Annotated in this window: 16 protein-coding genes; 3 read left to right on the forward strand and 13 right to left on the reverse strand. The window is 74.8% G+C overall.

The window, feature by feature from the left end; all coding sequences use genetic code 11:
- Window positions 1-301 precede the first annotated feature (301 nt).
- Window positions 302-2035: a helix-turn-helix transcriptional regulator gene (locus GWJ10_RS08130; RefSeq protein ID WP_163186712.1), complete on the forward strand. Its 1734-nt coding sequence runs from the start codon at window positions 302-304 to the stop codon at window positions 2033-2035.
- Here GWJ10_RS08130 and GWJ10_RS08135 read toward each other — a convergent pair.
- Genes GWJ10_RS08135 through GWJ10_RS08160 form a run of 6 tightly spaced genes read right to left on the reverse strand, consistent with a single transcriptional unit; the run spans window position 1951 to window position 8782 of the window.
- The gene (locus GWJ10_RS08135; protein WP_163186713.1) at window positions 1951-2769 is read right to left on the reverse strand and encodes a MerR family transcriptional regulator; all 819 of its coding nucleotides are present in this window, start codon (window positions 2767-2769) and stop codon (window positions 1951-1953) included. The genes GWJ10_RS08130 and GWJ10_RS08135 overlap by 85 nt on opposite strands.
- Window positions 2770-2816: 47 nt before the next feature.
- Entirely contained in the window at window positions 2817-4688 is a 1872-nt protein-coding gene (locus GWJ10_RS08140) for a sodium:proton antiporter (RefSeq protein ID WP_163186715.1), read from the reverse strand.
- 57 nt (window positions 4689-4745) lie between these two features.
- Window positions 4746-5192 carry an ATP-binding protein gene (locus GWJ10_RS08145; RefSeq protein ID WP_061268410.1) on the reverse strand — a complete coding sequence of 149 codons (447 nt, stop codon included), beginning with the start codon at window positions 5190-5192 and terminating at the stop codon, window positions 4746-4748.
- A 7-nt stretch (window positions 5193-5199) separates the two neighbouring features.
- Window positions 5200-5535: an STAS domain-containing protein gene (locus GWJ10_RS08150; protein WP_051028350.1), complete on the reverse strand. Its 336-nt coding sequence runs from the start codon at window positions 5533-5535 to the stop codon at window positions 5200-5202.
- Window positions 5532-7547 carry a glycosyltransferase family 2 protein gene (locus GWJ10_RS08155; RefSeq protein ID WP_163186717.1) on the reverse strand — a complete coding sequence of 672 codons (2016 nt, stop codon included), beginning with the start codon at window positions 7545-7547 and terminating at the stop codon, window positions 5532-5534. Before GWJ10_RS08155 ends, GWJ10_RS08150 begins: the two co-directional genes overlap by 4 nt.
- Window positions 7544-8782, reverse strand: coding sequence for a SpoIIE family protein phosphatase (locus tag GWJ10_RS08160; RefSeq protein WP_241005715.1), 1239 nt, complete (start codon window positions 8780-8782; stop codon window positions 7544-7546). Before GWJ10_RS08160 ends, GWJ10_RS08155 begins: the two co-directional genes overlap by 4 nt.
- Before the next feature lie 232 nt (window positions 8783-9014).
- Here GWJ10_RS08160 and GWJ10_RS19830 point away from each other — a divergent pair, with 232 nt between their 5' ends.
- Both GWJ10_RS19830 and GWJ10_RS08170 read left to right on the forward strand, forming a co-directional pair.
- Window positions 9015-9539 carry a DUF664 domain-containing protein gene (locus GWJ10_RS19830; RefSeq protein WP_241005716.1) on the forward strand — a complete coding sequence of 175 codons (525 nt, stop codon included), beginning with the start codon at window positions 9015-9017 and terminating at the stop codon, window positions 9537-9539.
- 65 nt (window positions 9540-9604) lie between these two features.
- Window positions 9605-10360 carry a methyltransferase domain-containing protein gene (locus GWJ10_RS08170; protein WP_163186721.1) on the forward strand — a complete coding sequence of 252 codons (756 nt, stop codon included), beginning with the start codon at window positions 9605-9607 and terminating at the stop codon, window positions 10358-10360.
- Window positions 10361-10531: 171 nt separating this feature from the next.
- Here the strand turns inward: GWJ10_RS08170 and GWJ10_RS08175 are convergent, their stop codons facing one another.
- The 7 genes from GWJ10_RS08175 to GWJ10_RS08205 form a co-directional block, all read right to left on the reverse strand.
- The gene (locus tag GWJ10_RS08175; RefSeq protein ID WP_163186855.1) at window positions 10532-11590 is read right to left on the reverse strand and encodes a PDDEXK nuclease domain-containing protein; all 1059 of its coding nucleotides are present in this window, start codon (window positions 11588-11590) and stop codon (window positions 10532-10534) included.
- 136 nt (window positions 11591-11726) lie between these two features.
- Window positions 11727-12443, reverse strand: a complete 717-nt coding sequence (locus GWJ10_RS08180) for an N-acetylmannosamine-6-phosphate 2-epimerase (protein ID WP_163186723.1) — start codon at window positions 12441-12443, stop codon at window positions 11727-11729.
- Complete coding sequence (locus tag GWJ10_RS08185) at window positions 12440-13441, reverse strand: ROK family protein (RefSeq protein WP_163186725.1); 1002 nt, start codon at window positions 13439-13441, stop codon at window positions 12440-12442. The genes GWJ10_RS08180 and GWJ10_RS08185 overlap by 4 nt, the downstream gene beginning before the upstream one ends.
- Window positions 13434-14357, reverse strand: coding sequence for a dihydrodipicolinate synthase family protein (locus tag GWJ10_RS08190; RefSeq protein WP_163186727.1), 924 nt, complete (start codon window positions 14355-14357; stop codon window positions 13434-13436). The genes GWJ10_RS08185 and GWJ10_RS08190 overlap by 8 nt, the downstream gene beginning before the upstream one ends.
- A gap of 74 nt (window positions 14358-14431) precedes the next feature.
- Window positions 14432-15274, reverse strand: coding sequence for a dipeptide/oligopeptide/nickel ABC transporter ATP-binding protein (locus tag GWJ10_RS08195; protein WP_163186729.1), 843 nt, complete (start codon window positions 15272-15274; stop codon window positions 14432-14434).
- A complete protein-coding gene (locus tag GWJ10_RS08200; RefSeq protein ID WP_163186731.1) occupies window positions 15271-17370 on the reverse strand; it encodes a dipeptide/oligopeptide/nickel ABC transporter permease/ATP-binding protein in 2100 nt (699 codons plus the stop codon). The genes GWJ10_RS08195 and GWJ10_RS08200 overlap by 4 nt, the downstream gene beginning before the upstream one ends.
- A gap of 1 nt (window position 17371) precedes the next feature.
- Window positions 17372-18328 (reverse strand): ABC transporter permease, encoded by a 957-nt coding sequence (locus GWJ10_RS08205; RefSeq protein WP_021481963.1) that lies wholly within the window; start codon window positions 18326-18328, stop codon window positions 17372-17374.
- Window positions 18329-18345 lie beyond the last annotated feature (17 nt).

Raw genomic sequence — 18345 nt, forward strand, 5'->3', positions numbered from 1 at the left:
CGCGCTCCTCGCCACCACGAACCGGTGCGGGCGTGCCGGGCGCCGCGGGGTGCCGCGTGCCTGGCGGGTCGCCCGCCTGCCGCGGCCGCGGCGTCTCGCTCGAAACCTTGCATGGGGTCCCCTTCGTCGTGCGCACGCGCCCCTCGCGTGCACGGTCGTCACCCCATAGGACCCGTGCCACCGAGACCTATGACGACCGTGACCTGGGAAATCACCTGTCCCATCACCAGTTCCGTGAAGGAATTCACCCGGCCTGCGAGACACGCTTGCAGAACCCGGGACGTCCGCCAGGATCACGGCTATGACAGGCGCCAGAGACGTCCCACGGAGCCGGGAGAAGATCCTCCGGACGCTCGACGCCGGCGACCTCGACGGCCTGGAGACCGTGTTCGACAGGCTCTGGTACGACCTCCCCGACCGCTTCGCGCGCGAGCTCCTGACAGCGCTCGCACGGGTTCCTCCCGAGGTGCTCGACCGTCGCCCGCGCCTCGGCCACCTCGTGCTGCTGGCCCAGAGACGACGCGACCACGAGCACGACGACGAACGCAGCATGTCCCGGCTCGTGCGGCACTACTCGCGGGCCGGTCTGCGCCACAGCAGGCGGCTCAACGGGTTCACCCGCCTGCACGACGTCCTCTCGGCCGGCACCGCGGCCGTCGTGGGCCTGCGGCACCGGCGCGACCACGACGCCTCGACGCGGGTCGGCGCGTGGGTCGAGCAGCGGACGACGCTCCTCATGACCGGAGGCCCGCTCCCCTGGACCGCGGGGCGCCCGGACGCGCGGCCGGGCTGGCTGAGCGCGCAGCGCGGGATCACCGCGATGCTGGCGGGTGCGACCGACCTGGCGACCCAGCACCTGCGCCGCGCGGCCGACGAGGCGGGCGACGAGCCCCACGGCCACTTCGCTCGGGTGAGCGCGGCGTCGAACCTCGCGCTCCTGTCCGCCTACCGCGGCCACCACGACCTCGCGCGCGAGCAGCTCGCCGTGGTCCGCGACGCCGCACCGTTCCCCCGGTGGATCGCCGGAGCGCACCTGCGCGGCGAGGCGCTCGCGCGGGCGCACCTCGCGATCCACGAGGGCGACCCGGCGACGGCGCAGCGGATCCTGAAGGCGATGGACCCGACCTCCCCGGCCGCGGGCGAGCTGTGGGCGTTCCTCGCGTCAGCGCGCGCAAGCCACGCCGCCTTCTACGGCGACCCCCTCCAGGGTCTGCGGGAGCTGGACGAGGTGCGCCTCGTGCACGGGACGATCGACCCCGACCCGGGGTCGTTCGTCGGGCGGGTGCTCCTGCGGGCCGAGGCGAAGCTGCTCCTGCGCGCCGGCGGCGCGGGCCGCGTGCTGCACCTGGCGCACGGCTCCGAGGAGGACACGACCGAGTGGCTCGCGAACCACCACGCCTGGGCGCACCTGTCGGTGGGCGAGCACTACGAGGCGATCGGCCTCGCCTCGTCCGCCATCCACCAGACGTCCCTGTCACCGACCGACGCGCTCGACCTCCACGTCGTCCTCGCGGTCGCCCACCTCCGCGCCGGGCGCGAGGACCGCGCGCGGAGCTGGTTCCAGAAGGCCCTGCGGCTGCGGTCGTCTCCCGAGCACGCCGCCCCGTTCCTCGCGCTCGAGCCGGACGAGCGGCGCACGCTCGCCGAGCTCGCGGACACCGCGGACGTGCTGCCCCGGGGCGCCGTCGAGGCCCGCAACACACCCCCGGTCACGCTCGCGAGCCGGCTCTCCCCGCGCGAGAGGAAGGTGCTGCGCTCGCTCAGCGAAGGCTACACGGCGGAGCAGACGGCGGCACGGTTCAACGTGTCGGTGAACACCATCCGCACCCAGATCCGCACGCTGTACCGCAAGCTCGGCGTGTCGAGCCGGCGCGAGGCCGTCGCCGTCGCGCAGGAGGCCGGGATCCTCGCCGCAGCCCGGGGGAAGGCCGTCGGGCGGTCAGAGCGGCGCTACGCCCCGGGTCGGCGAGCCGCGACCGGCACGGCGACCTCCATCACCGGGCCGGGACCGCCTGCCTCCCAGGTCGGCAGGTAGACCTCCCGGTCGTCCCCTGCGGGCACACCGCCCGCGAGCGCCCGCCCGGACGCCAGGTAGTCGTGCACGAGAACGAGACGCTCCTGGTCGCGGGCCTCCGCGGCCGTGAGCGCGACGTACGCCTCCTCGTGCGCGTCGTCCGTCGTGAGGGCGAAGCCCGACGGCGGCCGCACGGGCGCGGGGACGGGCACCCGGAGCGTGAGGCGGGCGGCGTACCCCTCGGTCGCGCGCTCGTGGAGCTCGACGTAGGGGTGGCCGGCGAGGGGCACGTCGGCGGCGCGCAGCACGGCAAAGACCGCTCCGGTCGCCTCGGGGAGCACGGACGGCAGCTCGGCGAGCGTCGCGCGGCGCTCCGTCCCGAGCACGAGCCGCTCCGGCACGTGCCGTCGGTGCACCACGACGTCCAGCCGTGGCGCGCCGACGAGCGCGGACCGGACGTACTCCGCCGCCGTCAGCGACGCCGCGAGCGCCGAGCGGCGGTCGCTCCACACGGCGTCGAACGCGGGGACCGGGTCGGGGGCGGCGAGCACGTCGCCCACCTCGGCGAGCGACAGCCCGACGCCCCGCAGGAGCCGGACGAGGCGGGCGCGCTCCACCTGGCCGCCGTCGAGCAGCCGCGGGCCGTCCGCGGAGGTGCGGCGCGCGTCGAGGAGCCCGCGGTCGACGTACATCCGGACGGCCTTCTCGCTCAGCCCCGTGGCGCGCGCCACCTGACCCGTCGTGTACTCGTCCATGCCCGCGACGCTAGGGCCTTCCCCTGGGACAGCCGCAAGGGGGCGGCTCAGTCGTCGTCGCCGGGCACGTAGGGCCCGCGGCGGAGCTCGAGGTCGATCTGCTCGGCGTCCAGCAGGTCGAGCGCGTGCCGCAGCGCCTGCGAGCTGTACGCGCCGGACGTGCGCGCGTCGAGCAGCGCGACGCGCTGCGCGGCGATCGCCCGGAGCCGCAGCTCCTTGTACTGCGCGAACAGGTCGGCCGACGTCGCGGCGTCGGTGTCGCGGTTCTCCAGCTCGCGCACGACGTCGCGGCGCACGCGGGCGACGACGGCACCGTCGTAGGTGGTGCCGTCGGCGCGGCGGAGGTCGGGCGCGTCGATCACGGCCACGGCCGCGCCGTCGAGCTCGGCGCGCACGGCGCCGCGGTCCTCGTCGGCGCGCGTGGACCCGCCCGAGAGGCCGAGCCGGCGCACGACCCACGGGAGCGTGCCGCCCTGCACGACGAGCGTCCCGGCCGCGACCCCGAACGCGACGAGCACGAGGAACGAGCGCTGCGGGGTGTCGAGCGGCAGGGTCTGCGCCGCGGCAAGCGTCACGACGCCGCGCATGCCCGCCCACACGAGGAGCGTGCCCTCGCGCCACCCGAGCCGCTCGGCCGTCAGGTAGTCGATGTCGGCGGCACGACGCCGCAGCGACGACCGCAGCCGGCCCACCCGCTCAGGGGGCGCCTTGGCGACCATCTCGGCGCCCCGTCGCTCCGCGGTCCCGGGCGCCGGCCTGGCCGGGGCGGGCACGGTCGGCGCGACGGGCGTCCCGTCGGCCGCGAAGCGCGCGTCGAGCTTCTCCTGCATGCCCGCGATGACGCCGCGCATCGACTCTCCTCGCCGCGCGCGTCGCGCGAGCGACCGCAGGAGCGTCGCGACGTACGCGGAGCGCACGACGAGGATGACGACGGCCGCGAGCGCCGCCACACCGACCGCGCGCCACAGGCTGCCGTGGGCCTCCTGCACGTCGGTGACGAGCGCGAACAGCTCGAGCCCCATGAGGAGGAAGACGGTGCCCTCGAGCAGGAGCTCGACGGTCCGCCAGTTCGACTCCTCGGCGAGCCGGTGCTGGGGGCGCAGGTACTTCGCGGCGCCGTTGCCGGTGACGAGGCCCGCGGTGACGACGGCGACGAGGCCCGACGCGCCGAGCTCCTCCGACGGCAGGTAGGCGAGGAACGGCACGACGAAGGACACCGCGGTGCTCAGCGCGGGGTTGGCGAGGCGGCGCCGGACGAAGAGGCCGAGGAACCCGACGAGGAACCCGACGAGCACGGCCACGACGACGGCGAACACGAAGTCGCCCGCGACCGACCACAGCGACACGCGGGTGGCGGACTCCCCGGTCGCGACGGCGATCCCGATCCCGGCGATGGCGGAGCGCAGGAGGACGAGGGCGGACGCGTCGTTGAGCAGGCTCTCGCCCTCGAGCAGCGTGACGACGCGGGGTGACGCGCCGAGCCGTTTGACGATGGACGTCGCGACGGCGTCGGTCGGGCTGACGATGGCGCCGAGCGCGAAGCCCGCCGCGAGCGGGATGCCGGGGATGAGCCACGTGAAGAGGTAGCCGAGGAGCGCGGTGCTGAGCAGGACGAGCACGACCGACAGACCGCTGATCGCGGTGAAGTCCCGCCGGAAGTCCATCGTGGGCAGGCCGACGGCCGCCGAGTAGAGCAGCGGCGGCAGGATCCCGGCGAGGATCCACTCGGGCTCGAACTCGATCTCGGGGACGGCGGGCACGAAGCTCACGACGACGCCGACCGCGACGAGCACGAGAGGCGCGGCCACGCCCGCCTTCGGCGCCAAGGCGTTGACCCCGACGATCGCGACGACCGCGAGCGTCCCGACGACGATGAGGGAGAGGATCTGCTCCTCGGTCAGGCTGAACGGGAACTCCATCTGCACCTCCGGCTACCGGCGCCGCGCCCGGGTCGGCGCGCGCGGGACGCCCCCACGCTAGCCGCCGGGGCCGCCCCCGGCGGTGCGCACGCGGCGTTCGAGGCGCCACTCGTTGCCGGAGGTCCCCGCGACCCAGCGGTGCTCGAGCCGGTCGACGCACGCCCGCGCGAGCGCGAGCCCGCGCCCGGACTCGGCCTCGGGGGGCGGCATGGTGCGGTCGAGGTCGACGTCGGCGGCGGGCGCGGTGTCGCGCAGCACGACGACGACGCGTCCCGCCCCGGCGTCGAGCTCGGCCCGGACCTCGACCGTCTCGGGTGCGGGCGAGTGCCGCACGATGTTCGCGGCGATCTCCGTCGTGGCGAGCTCGACGGCGAGCCGGTCGTCGGCGGGCACCCACGGCGCCTGGCCCCAGAGCGCGGCGAACGCGTCCGGGAGGGCGTCGAGCCACGGCGGGGACGCGGTCGCGCTCAGCACGACGAGCGGGGCGTCGTCCGGCGGGGTCACGCGGGGGTCACCCGTCGGCGAACGCGCTCGCCGCGTCGTCGTGCACGCGCAGCACGCGGTCGAGGTTCGTGAGTCGCAGGACCGTCGCCACGGAGGGCGCGGCGTTCGCGAGCCGCAGGTCTCCGCCGGCCGCGCGCGTCGTGCGCAGCCCGCCGACGAGGGCGCCGAGGCCCGAGGAGTCGACGAACTCGAGGCTCCCGAGGTCGACGACGAGCCGGGTCCGGCCCGCCTCGACGAGGTCAGTGACCGCGTCGCGCAGCTGGGGTGCCGTGGTGAGCGTGAGCCGCCCCCGCGGCACGATCACCGCCCCCGTCTCCTCGAGCGGTGTCACGTCGAGCTTCACTGGTCCTCCGTCCGTCGTCCGGTCATCGTCGTCTCCGGCACGGGCTCGCGCGGCGGGCGCGGGCCGGAGTACCGCGCGGCGGGGACGAGCACCCCGAGCACCGCGAGGTCGTACGCCACCCAGGCGAGGGTGACGAGGGTCGCGCCGAGGTCGGCGTCGAACGCGACGAGGCGCACCGTCCCGACGACGGCCGAGACCACGAGCAGCACCATGGCCGTGAGCTGGGGCCAGATGGTGCGCCAGGCCGGCCGGTGCTCCCCGGTCCGCGTCTTGGGCGTCACGACGAACCCGAGCGGGCGGCCGAGGACGACGTTCGCGAACGCCGTCCAGCAGGCCCGGATCCACACCGGGAAGAGCGCGAGCGAGTACTGCTGCCCCCGCCAGGTCCGCACCCCGCGCGCCACGACGAGGAACAAGAGCTGGTTGAGCACGAAGTACGGCACGAAGCGCACGAAGAAGTCCGTCCCGAACGCCTGGACCGGGAGGATGCCGAAGCACAGGTACACCATGGGCGCCGCGAGGTACGCGAGGGCGGCGAAGCCCGCGAGGTAGCTCCACATCGTCGCGAAGTACATGAGCCGCTGCCCCACGCGCAGCCCGCGCACCGTGAGCGGGTTCTCCCGGAGCATCACCTGCACCGTGCCCTGCGCCCAGCGCAGGCGCTGCTGGAGCATCGTCGGCATGTCCTCGGGGGCGAGCCCGTGGGCCAGGACCTCGTGGTGGTAGACCGACCGCCAGCCGAGCGCGTGCAGCCGCATCGCGGTGGCCATGTCCTCGGTGACGGAGATCGTCGCCATCGGCATGACGGCCTGCGCCTCGTCGCTGCGCCCGACGTCGACCGCGTCCGCGAGGCGACGCACCGCCTCGACCGCGACGAGGGGCGAGAGGTCGCGCCGCGCGAGCCGGTCGAGCGCCTCCTCGTCGACGACGAGCTGGCCGATCTCCTCGTCGACCTGGAGCGGGCCGCCGGACACGAGCTCGGGCTCCACAGTCGCCAGCTCCGCCCGCAGCGCCTCCACCTGGCCGGCGACGACGCTGCGCGACGCCTCGTCGACGCGGCGCTGGAACCGGTAGGTGACGTCGGCCGCGGGCTCCCCCGCCGCGAGGGCGCGGCGGGCCTCGTCGGCCTCCGCGCGCAGCCGCTCGACGGCGGTCCGCACCGCCGGGTCGGCCGCCTCCGGCGAGCGCGCCGCCCGGGCCAGCACCGAGCCCGCGGTGCGCAGCGCGCGCCGCACGCCGACCGTCACGCCCCGCACGTACCCGACGACGCCCAGCTGCATGAGCGCCTCGCGCCGCAGCACGGCGTTGGAGCCGCAGAAGAACGCGGCGTTCCACCCGTCCTTCCCCTGCTGGATCGGCCCGTAGAAGAGCGGCGCCTGGCTCCCGAGGGGGTCGGCGTCGTCGACGTTGACGAACCACTGCGGGGTCTGGACGATCGCGACGCGCTCGTCCGCGGTGAAGTACCCGACCGTGCGGTCGAGGATCGCCGGGTCGGGCACCTGGTCGGCGTCGAGCACGAGCAGCAGCTCGCCGTCCGTCTGGAACAGCGCGTTGTTGAGGTTTCCCGCCTTCGCGTGCCGCGGCTTGCCCGCCCAGCTCGCGCTGCGCGTGAGGTACCCGACGCCCGCCTCCGCGGCGGCAGCCCGCATGCTCTCGCGCGCGCCGTCGTCGAGGATCCACGTGCGGTGCGGGTACCGGATGGCGCGGGCCGCGCGGGCGGTCGCGAGGACGAGCTCCTCGGGCTCGTCGTACGTCGTGACGAAGACGTCGACCGTGACGCCCTCCGGGGCGGGCGGCGGCTCGCCCCGCTCGCGCAGGCGCCACATCGTCACGCCGAAGAGGGCGGTGTCCACGAGGCTGTACGTCTCGGCCAGCACGAGCGGGACGGCGATCCACCAGTGCGACCACGCCACGGAGTCGAGCCACCGCCACGCGACGTAGTTGACGCCCGTGACCAGCGCCAGCACGACGAGCACGCGGATCAGCACGAGCCGCCGCGCGGAGCCCCTCATGCCGCGACCCGCTCGACGACGAGGACCGTGAGGTCGTCCCCGACGTACCGCCCCTCCGCGAGCCCGACCAGGACCTCGAGCGTCGCCGCGGCGTCCCCGGCCTGCCGGACCTCGCGGGCCGCACGCGCGAGGGCGGGCCCGTCCGGGACGGGCAGCGGGACGTCCGGGTCGAGGAGGCGCGGGTCCCCGCCCGGGACCCCGAGGTCGGCGAGCAGGTCGACGAGCCCGTCGCTCACGACGACGAGGCGGTCGCCCGGGTCGAGGGTCACGTGGTGGACGACCCGCGCGGTGCCCGGCGCGACGCCGAGCGGCAGGCCGTCCGCCTCCAGGCGGTGGATGCCGCCGTCGGGCCGCAGCACGCTCGCCAGGCCGTGGCCCGCGTCGACGTACGCCAGCCGGCCGCTGTCCCGCTCGACCGTGGCGCACCAGGCCGTGACGAACGACCCGACCTCCTCCAGGTCCGGGGCGAGCAGGTCGTCGGCCGTCTCGACGCCCGCCGCGAGCGACGGCGACCGGAGCGCGGGCCGCAGCGCGGCGCGTGCCGACGCCGCCACGATCGCGGCAGGCATGCCCTTGCCCATGACGTCCGCGACGACGAACCCGGCGCCGTCGGCCGTCGTCGTCCAGTCGTAGAAGTCGCCCCCGACGCCGCGGGCCGGCAGGCACCGCGCGGCCACCCGGTAGCCGTCGAGCTCCGGGGCGCGGCGCGGGAGGAGCCCGCGCTGCACCGCGCCCGCCCGGTCGAGCTCGACGTCGTGCTGAAGCTCCCCCTGGACCCACAGCGCGAGGTCGCGCAGCAGGGAGCGGTCGGCGTCGTCGAACCGGCGCGGCCGGGTGTCGATGACGCACAGCGTGCCGACCAGCTCGCCGCCCGGCGCCGCGATGGGGTGCCCGGCATAGAACCGCAGGTGCGGGTCGCCCACGACGAACGGGTTGTCGGCGAACGTGGCGTCCTGCGCCGCGTCCTCGACGACGAGCGTGCGGTCCGCACGGATCGTCACGTCGCAGAACGCACCCTCGCGCTGCGCGACCGGGCCGTCGAGGCCGACGAACGCCTTGCGCCACTGCCGGTCCGTGTCCACGAGCGTGATGCTCACCGTCGGGACGCCGAACAGGCGCTGCGCGAGCCGCGTCACGCGGTCGAACCGTTCCTCGGGCGAGCTGTCGAGCACCCCGAGCCGCTGGAGCGCCAGGACCCGCGTGCGTTCGTCCTGGAGCGCGTCGGTCGTCGTCAAAGTCTCTTCCCCCTGCTCGTGCCTCTCCGTCGTGACGCGACCTCCCGACATCTATCACGGAGTGCTGCGCGTCGCAGGGGCAGGAGACGGTCCGCACGTCCCGGACCTGGACCTTCGCCCGTGCCTGCCGCGGTGCGTCTCGGGGTGGAGCCGCTCCGGTCGCGAGCGGCCCGCGGTCCGGAGACGCTGCCAGAGGCGACGAACCGCCGGGCACCCGAGGAGAGGGAGGACCGTGGACGCGATCACCGTGCTGGAGGACCTGTTCGGGAGGATCGGGCCGACCGCGACGCGCGCGGTCGACGGCCTCGGCGAGGACGCGCTCACCGCGCGCGTCGACCCGGGCGCCAACACGATCGCGTGGCTCGCGTGGCACCTCGCGCGCGGGCAGGACGCCCAGGTCGCGGGCGCCGTCGGGCGGGACCAGGTGTGGACGCGCGACGGGTGGGCCCGCCGGTTCGACCTGCCGTTCGACGACGGCGCGACCGGCTACGGGCAGTCGGCCGACGACGTCGCGCGCGTCCGCGCGCGCGACGACCTGCTGCTCGGCTACGTCCACGCGGTCCAGGTCGAGTCCCGCGACGTGCTCGCGTCCCTCACCGCCCGCGACCTCCACCGGGTCGTCGACGAGGCGTGGGACCCGCCCGTGACGCTGGGCGTCCGGCTCGTGAGCGTCGCGGTGGACGCCCTCGAGCACGCCGGCCAGGCCGCCTACCTCCGAGGGGTGCTCGAGCGCACCGGCCGCGCCGGCCGCGCCTGACGCAGCGCGGGATCGCCGAGCGAGGCGCGACCGAGCGCCAGGATCTGCGGTCGTAGGGTCGGACGATGGGGAACCCGACGCACTTCGACGCGCTGGCGGACTCCTACGGGTCCGCCCGTCCGCCGTATCCGGCCGAGCTGTGGGAGCGGGTGCGTCGGACCGGCCTGGTCGCGCCGGGCCGGCGAGCGGTCGACCTCGGCGCGGGCACCGGGGAGGCGACCGGGCCGCTGCTCGCAGCGGGGGTCGACGTGGTCGCCGTCGAACCGGGCACGCAGCTCGCCGCCGTGCTCGCCGCCCGTCACCCGACGGCGGAGGTGGTCGTCGCACGGGCCGAGGACGCCGAGCTCGGACGAGCCGCGTTCGACCTGGCGGTCGCCGCGACCTCGATCCACTGGATGGACCTCGACGCGCTCCTGCCCCGGCTCCATCGCGCCCTGGTGCCAGCCGGGCGGTTCCTCGTCTGGCGGCACGTCTTCGGTGACCCCGCGGCGGAACCGACCGCGTTCCGTGACCGGGTCGCGCGGATCGTCGCGCGGCGGAGCAGGCCGCCGCGCGCCGGGAGCCCCGAGGACGTCAGGTCGACCGCAGCACGGCTGACTGCCTCCGGGCTGTTCGCCGTCGAGGACATCGGTAAGTACCGCTGGAGCATCGAGCTCGACGCCGACCAGATTCACGGGCTCTTCAGCACGTTCAGCGACTGGAGCCGGGACGAGGTCGACGAGGTCGCGGCGGCCGTCGCGGACCTCGGAGGGCGCGTCGTCGAGCACTACACGTCCTGGTTGATCGTCTGTGCACCGGTCCCCGGAGCCAGTCGCCAGTAGCTCGGCATGCCGTCGAGAGCCTGGCCCGACCCGCCGTGGTGTTCGAGAGCTGCTACGGCTGATCGAGTGAGGGGTGCGAAGAGATTCTCAGAGAGCCGTTCAACATCGGCGCGTGACATAAGGTAGCTTATCGGCGCTGCGTCTGCGCTGTTCAGAAGGGGTTTCGGGCGCTCATCCCCGGTGGTCGAGTTCGTCCTCGATGACCGCCTCGAGCTCGGCCGCACTCGGCAGCACGCCGCGGGCGTCCTCGGGCAGACCTTGGTAGTCCGCGACAGCGATCGGCACCCGGGTACCGGCCAACGCGTACCGCACCGTCGGGCCGGTCTTGCCCGTACACAGCAGGATCCCGATCGTCGGGGCATGGATCTCGGACCGGCGGAACTGGTCGTCGACGATCGCGACGTACGTGCCGAGCTGGCCGACATGGGCCGGCTCGAACGGCCCGATCTTGAGCTCGACCACCACGTACCGCAGCTGCTCAACGTGGAAGAACAACAGGTCGACGTAGAACTCGTCCACCCGATCGCTCGCGTCGTCCGGCACGGTCAGACGCACCTGGCGCCCGACGAACGCCATGCCCCGCCCGAGCTCGAGCATCGTGTCCTGCAGCCGGTCCATCAGCGCCTGCTCGACGTCCCGCTCGGCCACCCGTTCGACCATCGCGAGGTGCTCGAACACGTACGGGTCCTTGACCAGCTGCTGCGCCAGCTCAGAGTCCGGGGCCTCGAGCGCCTCGGTGAAGTTCGTCGGCGCAGCACCGACGGCGCGCCGCAGGTCGGCCTTGATCTGGTGCTCGAGCACCGCGCGAGACCAGCCGTACTCGGCCGCACGCGCGGCGTACCAGTCACGCTCCTCGCGGGTCGTGAGCCGATCGAGCAGGACGGTGACGTGCCCCCACGGCAATCGTCCAACGGGTTGTTGGACGAACTCGTCCTCGGTCCGCCACGCCTCCGCCGCTCGGCGCATGTAGAGCAGGTTCGACCGTGACCAGCCGCGCTGGTCGGGAAACTCGCGCTGCAGGTCCGCCGCCAACGACGTCACGACCTTGCTCCCCCAGCCCGCCGCACGCTGTCGGTCGAGGATGTCGCGCCCGACCGACCAGTACAGACGCAGCACCTCGGTGTTCGCCGCACGCGCTGCGCGGAACTGCGTCGCGCGGACTCGCGCCTTCAGCTCGGCCAGGAGCTCGGCATATCCGACTGGTTCCAGCCCACCCCCCGAGGACGTCATGCGCGACATCCTGCCGCATCGCTCGGGACAGCAGCACACACCAGGCTTGGCCGGGCGTACACACCGGCCGTGGGCCTAGGGCGCCTCGACAGAGATCTTGCCCGGCCCCCTCGAGCGGACCTCTTGCCGCACCGCCTCAGGCGGGCGGCGCGACGGCGTCGACGAACCAGGACGTCAGAGTCGTGGGGTGGGTGATCGCGGTCCCCACGCACACGGCGAACGCGCCGTGCGCCATCGCTTCCGCGGCCTGGGCGGGGGTGTGCACGCGACCCTCGACGACGACCGGGAGGGTGCAGGCGGCGACCATCTCGTCGACCAGCGCGAGGTCGGGGCCGTCGGTCCGGGGCCGCTCGCCGGTGTACCCGGAGAGGGTCGTGCCGAGCAGGTCGACGCCCGCGCCCTGGGCGGCGAGCGCGTCGTCGAGCGACCCGCAGTCCGCCATGACGAGCGCGTCGGTCGTCTCGCGGAGGCGTGCGACGGTCTCGGCGAGCGTGAGCCCGTCGGGGCGCGGCCGGCGCGTGCCGTCGAGCGCGACGACGTGCGCGCCCGCGTCCGCGACCGCGACGGCGTGCCGCAGGGTCGGGGTGATGAAGACCCCGCCGTCGCCGTCCTTCCACAACCCGACGACGGGCACGTCGACCGCCGCGACGACGGCCGCGACGTCGTCCAGGCCCTGCACGCGGACGGCGGCCGCTCCCCCGGCGACGACGGCGCGTGCCATCTGCGCCGTCGTGCGCGGATCGCGCAGGGGCTCGCCGGGGTAGGCCTGGCAGGACACCGTGAGGCGTCCGCGCATCGCGTCGAGGACGCGGTCGCGCGTCCAGGGGGTCCGGTCGTGCTGCTCCGCGCTCATCGCGCTCCTCCGTCGGTCGTGCGGTCGTCCAGCAGGTTCCACGCGCCGCGCGCCGCGCCGACGACCGCCGCGACGTTCCCGAGCGCGGCGGGCCGCAGCGGCAGGTCGGCGAGCACGTCGACGACCTCCGCGCGCAGCGCGTCCTCGAGCGCGGACCACCACAGGTCGCCCGCGCCGGCCATGCCGCCTCCGACGACGACCACCTCCGGGTCGAGCACGGTGACGACCCCGGCGACGGCGCGGCCCACGGCGCGGGCGGCGTCGCGCACGACCGAGGCCGCGAGCTCGTCGCCCGCGTCGGCCCGGGCGACGACGTCGCGCGTGTCGGGGCTGGTCGCGTCCCCGCCGAGCGCGAGGTAGCGGCGGTGGACGGCCGGGCCCGCCCCGATGGCCTCCAGGTGGCCGGTGCGTCCGCACGGGCAGCGCAGGAGCTCGGCGCCGGGGACGGGCACGTGCCCCAGCTCGCCCGCGACGTGGTGCGCGCCGCGCAGGGGACGCCCGTCGAGCACGACGGCACCCCCTACCCCGGTCCCGACGGCGACGAGCAGCGCGCTGCGCGCGCCCGCGGCGGCGCCGCGCCACACCTCGCCGGCGGCGTGCGCGTCGACGTCGTTCTCGACGAACACGGGCAGGTCGGCGTCCGCCGCGAGGTCGGCGAGCCGACGGCGCAGGCCGCCCGCGACGTCGGTCCCGGGCCAGCCGGGCAGGGTGTCGGTCGCGGAGACGATCACGCCGCGACCGACGTCGACCACGCCGGCCGTGCCGACCCCGAGCGCGCGCAGGCGCGCCGCGCCCGGCAGCGCGGCGACGACCTCGCGCACGACCCCGGCGACGGCGTCGAGCACCGCGTCGGGGCCGCCGGCGGCCGGGGTCGGCACGGCGAGCACGGGACCGAGGGTCCCGTCGGCCGCGACGGTCGCCGCGGCCGTCTTGGTGCCGCCGAGGTCGACGCCGACGACGACCGTCGGCGCGGCGGCGTCCGGGGAGGCGTCAGCCACGCAGGAGCCCCGCGGCGCGCGTGATCTCCTCGACGCGCGCGGCGACGTCGTCCGCGAGCGGCTCGACGGGGAACGCGAGGGTCTCGGTCGCGATGAGCCCCTGGCGCTGCGCGGACACCTTGAACGCCCCGACGCCCGCGGCGTCGCCCGAGCGGCCGCGGGCCTGGAACACGATCTCGAACAGCGCGGCGATACGGTCCTGCTCCACCCGGGCATCGTCCCACTTCCCGGCCTGGGCGAAGTCCCACAGGCGCACGTAGCCGCCCGCGTCGACGTTCGCGAGGCCCGGCACGACGCCGTCGGCGCCGAGCAGCAGCATCCCGTCGACCACGACCTCGTGCCCCGTGAAGAGCGCGAGGGGCGAGCCGGCCGCCGCGTTGGCGGCGACGAGGCGGCGGAAGCCGACGTCGTCGCCCGACGAGTCCTTAACGCCCGCGAGGACGCCCTCGGTGCCGAGCCGGACGAGCAGGTCCGCGGGGAGCTTCGTCCGCACGCGCACCGGGATGTCGTACGCGAACAGCGGCACGTCGACGGCGGCCGCGACGGCGCGCAGGTGGCGCTCGATCTCGTCGAGGTCGTTGAGCGCGTAGACGGGGGCCGTGGCGACGACCGCGTCCACCCCGCCCGCCACGAGCGCCTTCGCCTGCTCGACGACGCGCGCCGTCGTCAGGTCGATGGCGCCGCCCATGACGGGCACGCGACCGGCGGCAGCGCGCACGACGGTTCGCACGACGACGTCGCGCTGCGCGTCGGTGAGGTAGGCGACCTCGCCGGTCGACCCGAGCACGAACAGGCCGTGCACGCCCTCGGTGACGAGGTGGTCCACGAGACGCTCGAGGGACGCGACGTCGACCTCGCCCTCGGTCGTGAGCGGGGTGAGGACGGGCGGGACGATCCCGCGGAAGGGGGTGGTCACGAGGAGCTCCGGTTCTGGGTTCAGCGATGGTTCGGTCTGGGTGGTGCCCCGCGTCGCGAGGGGCGCGGCGCCGCTCACAGGAGGGCGGGCGCCGCCGCGAGCAGCGTGCGGGTGTAGTCGTCCTGGGGGTCGTCGAGCACGCGCGCGGCCGGGCCCGACTCGACGATGCGGCCGCCCTGCATGACGACGATCTCGTCGGAGACGTGGCGCACCGTCTGGATGTCGTGCGAGATGAAGACCATCCCCAGGTCGAGCGTGGCCTTGAGGTCGGCGAGCAGGTTGAGGATCTGGGCGCGCACGGACACGTCGAGCGCGGACGTGGGCTCGTCGGCGACGATCACGTCGGGCGAGAGCGCGAGGGCGCGCGCGATCGCGACGCGCTGCCGCTGCCCGCCGGAGAGCTGGCCGGGCAGCGCGTCGAGCGCCGACTCGGGCAGCCCGACGAGGTGCACGAGCTCGCGGACGCGCGCCTCGCGCGACGCGGCGTCGCCGACGCGGTGCACGTCGAGCGGGTCCCGCAGGGCGTCCCGCACGCGCATGCGGGCGTTGAGCGCGGTGGCCGGGTCCTGGAAGACGACGGACACGACCCGCCCGACGTCGCGCCGCACGCGCGTCGTGTACTTGTCGACCGGCTGCCCGCGGAAGCGGATCTCGCCGGACGTCGGCGCCTGCAGCCCGACGAGCACCTTCGCCATGGTCGACTTGCCCGAGCCGGACTCGCCGACGATCCCGAGCGTGCTGCCGCGGCGGACCGCGACGCTGACGTCGTTCACCGCGTGCACCCGGTTGGCCTTGAAGAGCGTGCCCGTGCGGGCCTTGAAGACGACGTGCACGCCGCGCAGCTCGACGACGGGGGTGTCGTGGTCGGTCACGGACCCCCGCTCCGCGGCGGTCGGGGTCTGGTCGGTGGCGCTCATCGCGTCCCTCCGGTGGTGATCGGGGCGGGGCCACCGCCCGCGACGGCGCCGAGCGGCTCGTCCGGCGGCATCGCGACGAGGTGCTGCCCGTCCGCGTCCACGGCGCGCAGCACGGGCCGCACGTCGAGGCCACGGTCGGGGCGCGACGAGCGCGGCGCGAACCGGTCGCCCGTCGGGAAGTCACGCGGCGACGGGACGGTGCCGGGGATCTGGTGCAGGCGCGTGGAGCGCTGCTCGATCGAGAGCACCGCGCCGAGCAGGCCCTGCGTGTACTCGTGGCGGGGGTCGGTGAGCAGCTCGCTCGTCGGCGCCTGCTCGACGACCTGGCCCGCGTACATGACCGTGATGCGGTGCGCGATCTGCGCGACGAGCGCGAGGTCGTGGCTGACGAACACCATCGCGAAGCCGAGCTTGACGCGCAGCTCGTCGAGCAGCGCGACGACCTGGGCCTGGACGGTGACGTCGAGCGCCGTCGTCGGCTCGTCCGCGATGACCAGCTTCGGGTCGCGCGTGAGGGCCATGGCGATGAGCACGCGCTGGCGCTGCCCGCCGGAGAGCTCGTGCGGGTAGCTCTTGAGCGTGCGCTCCGGGTCGAGGCCCACGAGCTCGAGGAGCTCCTCGGCCGTGCGGGTCCCGCCGCGGCGCGTGAGCTGCTTCATCTGCGCCCGGACGAGCATCGACGGGTTGAGCGAGCTCAGCGCGTCCTGGTAGATCATCGCGATCTCGGTGCCGCGCAGCGCCGCGCGCTCGCGGTTGCCCATCGCGAGCAGGTCCTTGCCGCCGTAGCGGATCTCGCCGCTGATCTGCGCGGAGGGGTCCAGCAGGCCCATGACGGCGAGCGAGGTGATCGACTTGCCGCAGCCGGACTCGCCGACCAGCGCCATCGTCTCGCCGGGCCGCACGGAGAACGACACGTCGTCCACGACCGCGACGTCGCCGTGGCGCGGGAACCGGATGGACAGGTTGCGCACCTCGAGCAGGGGCTCGGCGTCGCCGTCGTACACGGGCCGGTCCGTGCGGGCCGACTCGGCGGCGCGCAGCGTGGCGAGGCGCGAGGCGAGGGGCACGGCGCGCCCGACGTGCGCGACCTGCGGCTCGACGTCCGGCACGACCGGCTCGGACTCGGCGAGGCGCGCCTCGTCCGCCGTCTCGACCGGCTCGTCGGCGTCCATCGCGGTGAGCTCCGCGGCGACGGCCGCGTCGTCGGAGTGGGTCGCGACGGCCTTCGCCGGGGTGGCGCGCGTCGCCCGCGGGGCGGCGACCATCGCGTCCGTCATGCCCTCGGACAGGATGTTGAGACACAGGACGGTGAGCATGATGGCCAGGCCCGGGAAGAACGTCGCCCACCAGTAGCCGCCCATGACGAGGTCGCGGCCGGCGGCGATGATGTTGCCCCACGAGGGCTCCGGGTCGGGCACGCCCGCCTGGATGAAGGAGAGCGACGCCTCGAAGACGATCGCGTCGGCCACGAGCACGGTGGTGAACACCAGCACGGGCGCCGCGCAGTTGCGGGCGACGTGCTTCGCGAGGATCCAGGCCGTGCGGGCGCCCATGACGCGGGTCGCGGCGACGTAGTCCTCGCCGTACTGGTCGAGGATGTTGGCCCGCACGACGCGCGTGAGCTGCGGCGTGTAGAGGAACGCGATCGTCAGCACGAGCACGGGCAGCGAGCGGCCGAAGACCGAGACGAACACGGCGGCCAGCGCGATGCCGGGGAACGACATGACGATGTCGAGCACGCGCATGAGCGTCTCGGAGACGCTCTTGCGGGCAGTCGCGGCGACGGCGCCGAGCACGGCGGCCGCGGCGAGCGCGATGGCGGTGGCCCCGAGGCCGATGACGAGCGAGTACCGCGCGCCGTAGACGACGCGGGAGAAGATGTCGCGCCCCTGGCGGTCGGTGCCGAACCAGTTCTCCGCGCTCGGGGGCTGGACGGGCGTGCCGGTGGCGAGCGGGTCGTGGCTCGCGACGAGCGGCGCGAAGACGGCCGCGAGCGCCACGAGGAGCACGAACGCGAGGGAGATCTTGGACCCGAGGGGCAGCGCGCGCAGGCGCAGCCCGGGGGTCGAGAGTCGTTCGGTGAGCTGTCGACGCACGTCACACCGTCCTGATCCGCGGGTTGACGAGCACGTAGAGCATGTCGACCACGATGTTGATGAGCACGAAGGCGAGCGCCACGGTGAGGGTCACGCCCTGCACGAGGTTGGGCTCGTTGTTGGTGACGCCGTTGAGGATGAGCGTGCCCATGCCGGGCAGCGCGAAGATGATCTCGATGACGACGGCGCCGCCGATGAGGTAGCCGACGCGCAGGCCGAGGACCGTGATCGGGGTGATGAGCGCGTTGCGCAGCACGTTGCGCCCCACGACGACGTGGCGCGGGATGCCCGCGCCGATCGCGGTGCGGACGTAGTCCTTGTCGAGCTCCTCGACGACGGACGTGCGCACGACGCGCGTGAGCTGGCCGACGACGGGGATCGCGAGCGCGAGCGCGGGCAGCGTCATGCGCGCGAGGTAGCCGCCGAGGTCCTCGGACGGGTCGGGCAGGGGGCCGCTCGCGGGCAGCCACCCGGCGCTCAGCGTGACGACCTGGATGAGCAGCACCGCGAGCCAGAACGACGGCGTCGCGAGGGACGCGACGGACACGACGCGGATCGCCTTGTCGGGCCAGCGGTCGCGGTAGAGCGCGGCGAGGATGCCCATGACGAGCGCCGCCACGACGGCGATGACGAGGCCCATGAGCGTGAGCTGCAGGGTGATCGGCAGGGCGCGCGCGACCTCGTCGGCCACGGGCACCTGGCGTGCGCTGAACGTGCCGAGGTCCCCGTGCAGGAGGCCGCCGAGGAACGCGACGTACCGGACGAGGAGCGGGTCGTTGAGCCCGTTCGCCTCGCGGTACGCCTCGCGCGCCTCGACCGAGGCGCCCTCGCCGAGGGCCTGGATCGCGGGGTCGACCTGCGAGAACGACATCACGAGGAACACGAGGAACGTGATGCCGAGGATCATGATCGGCAGCTGCAGGAGACGGCGTCCGACGAGTCGCAGCAGCGCGCTCATGGTCGACCTCCTGGTGC

This window comes from Cellulosimicrobium sp. SL-1 (genome assembly GCF_011033075.1).
Lineage (GTDB): Bacteria > Actinomycetota > Actinomycetes > Actinomycetales > Cellulomonadaceae > Cellulosimicrobium > Cellulosimicrobium funkei.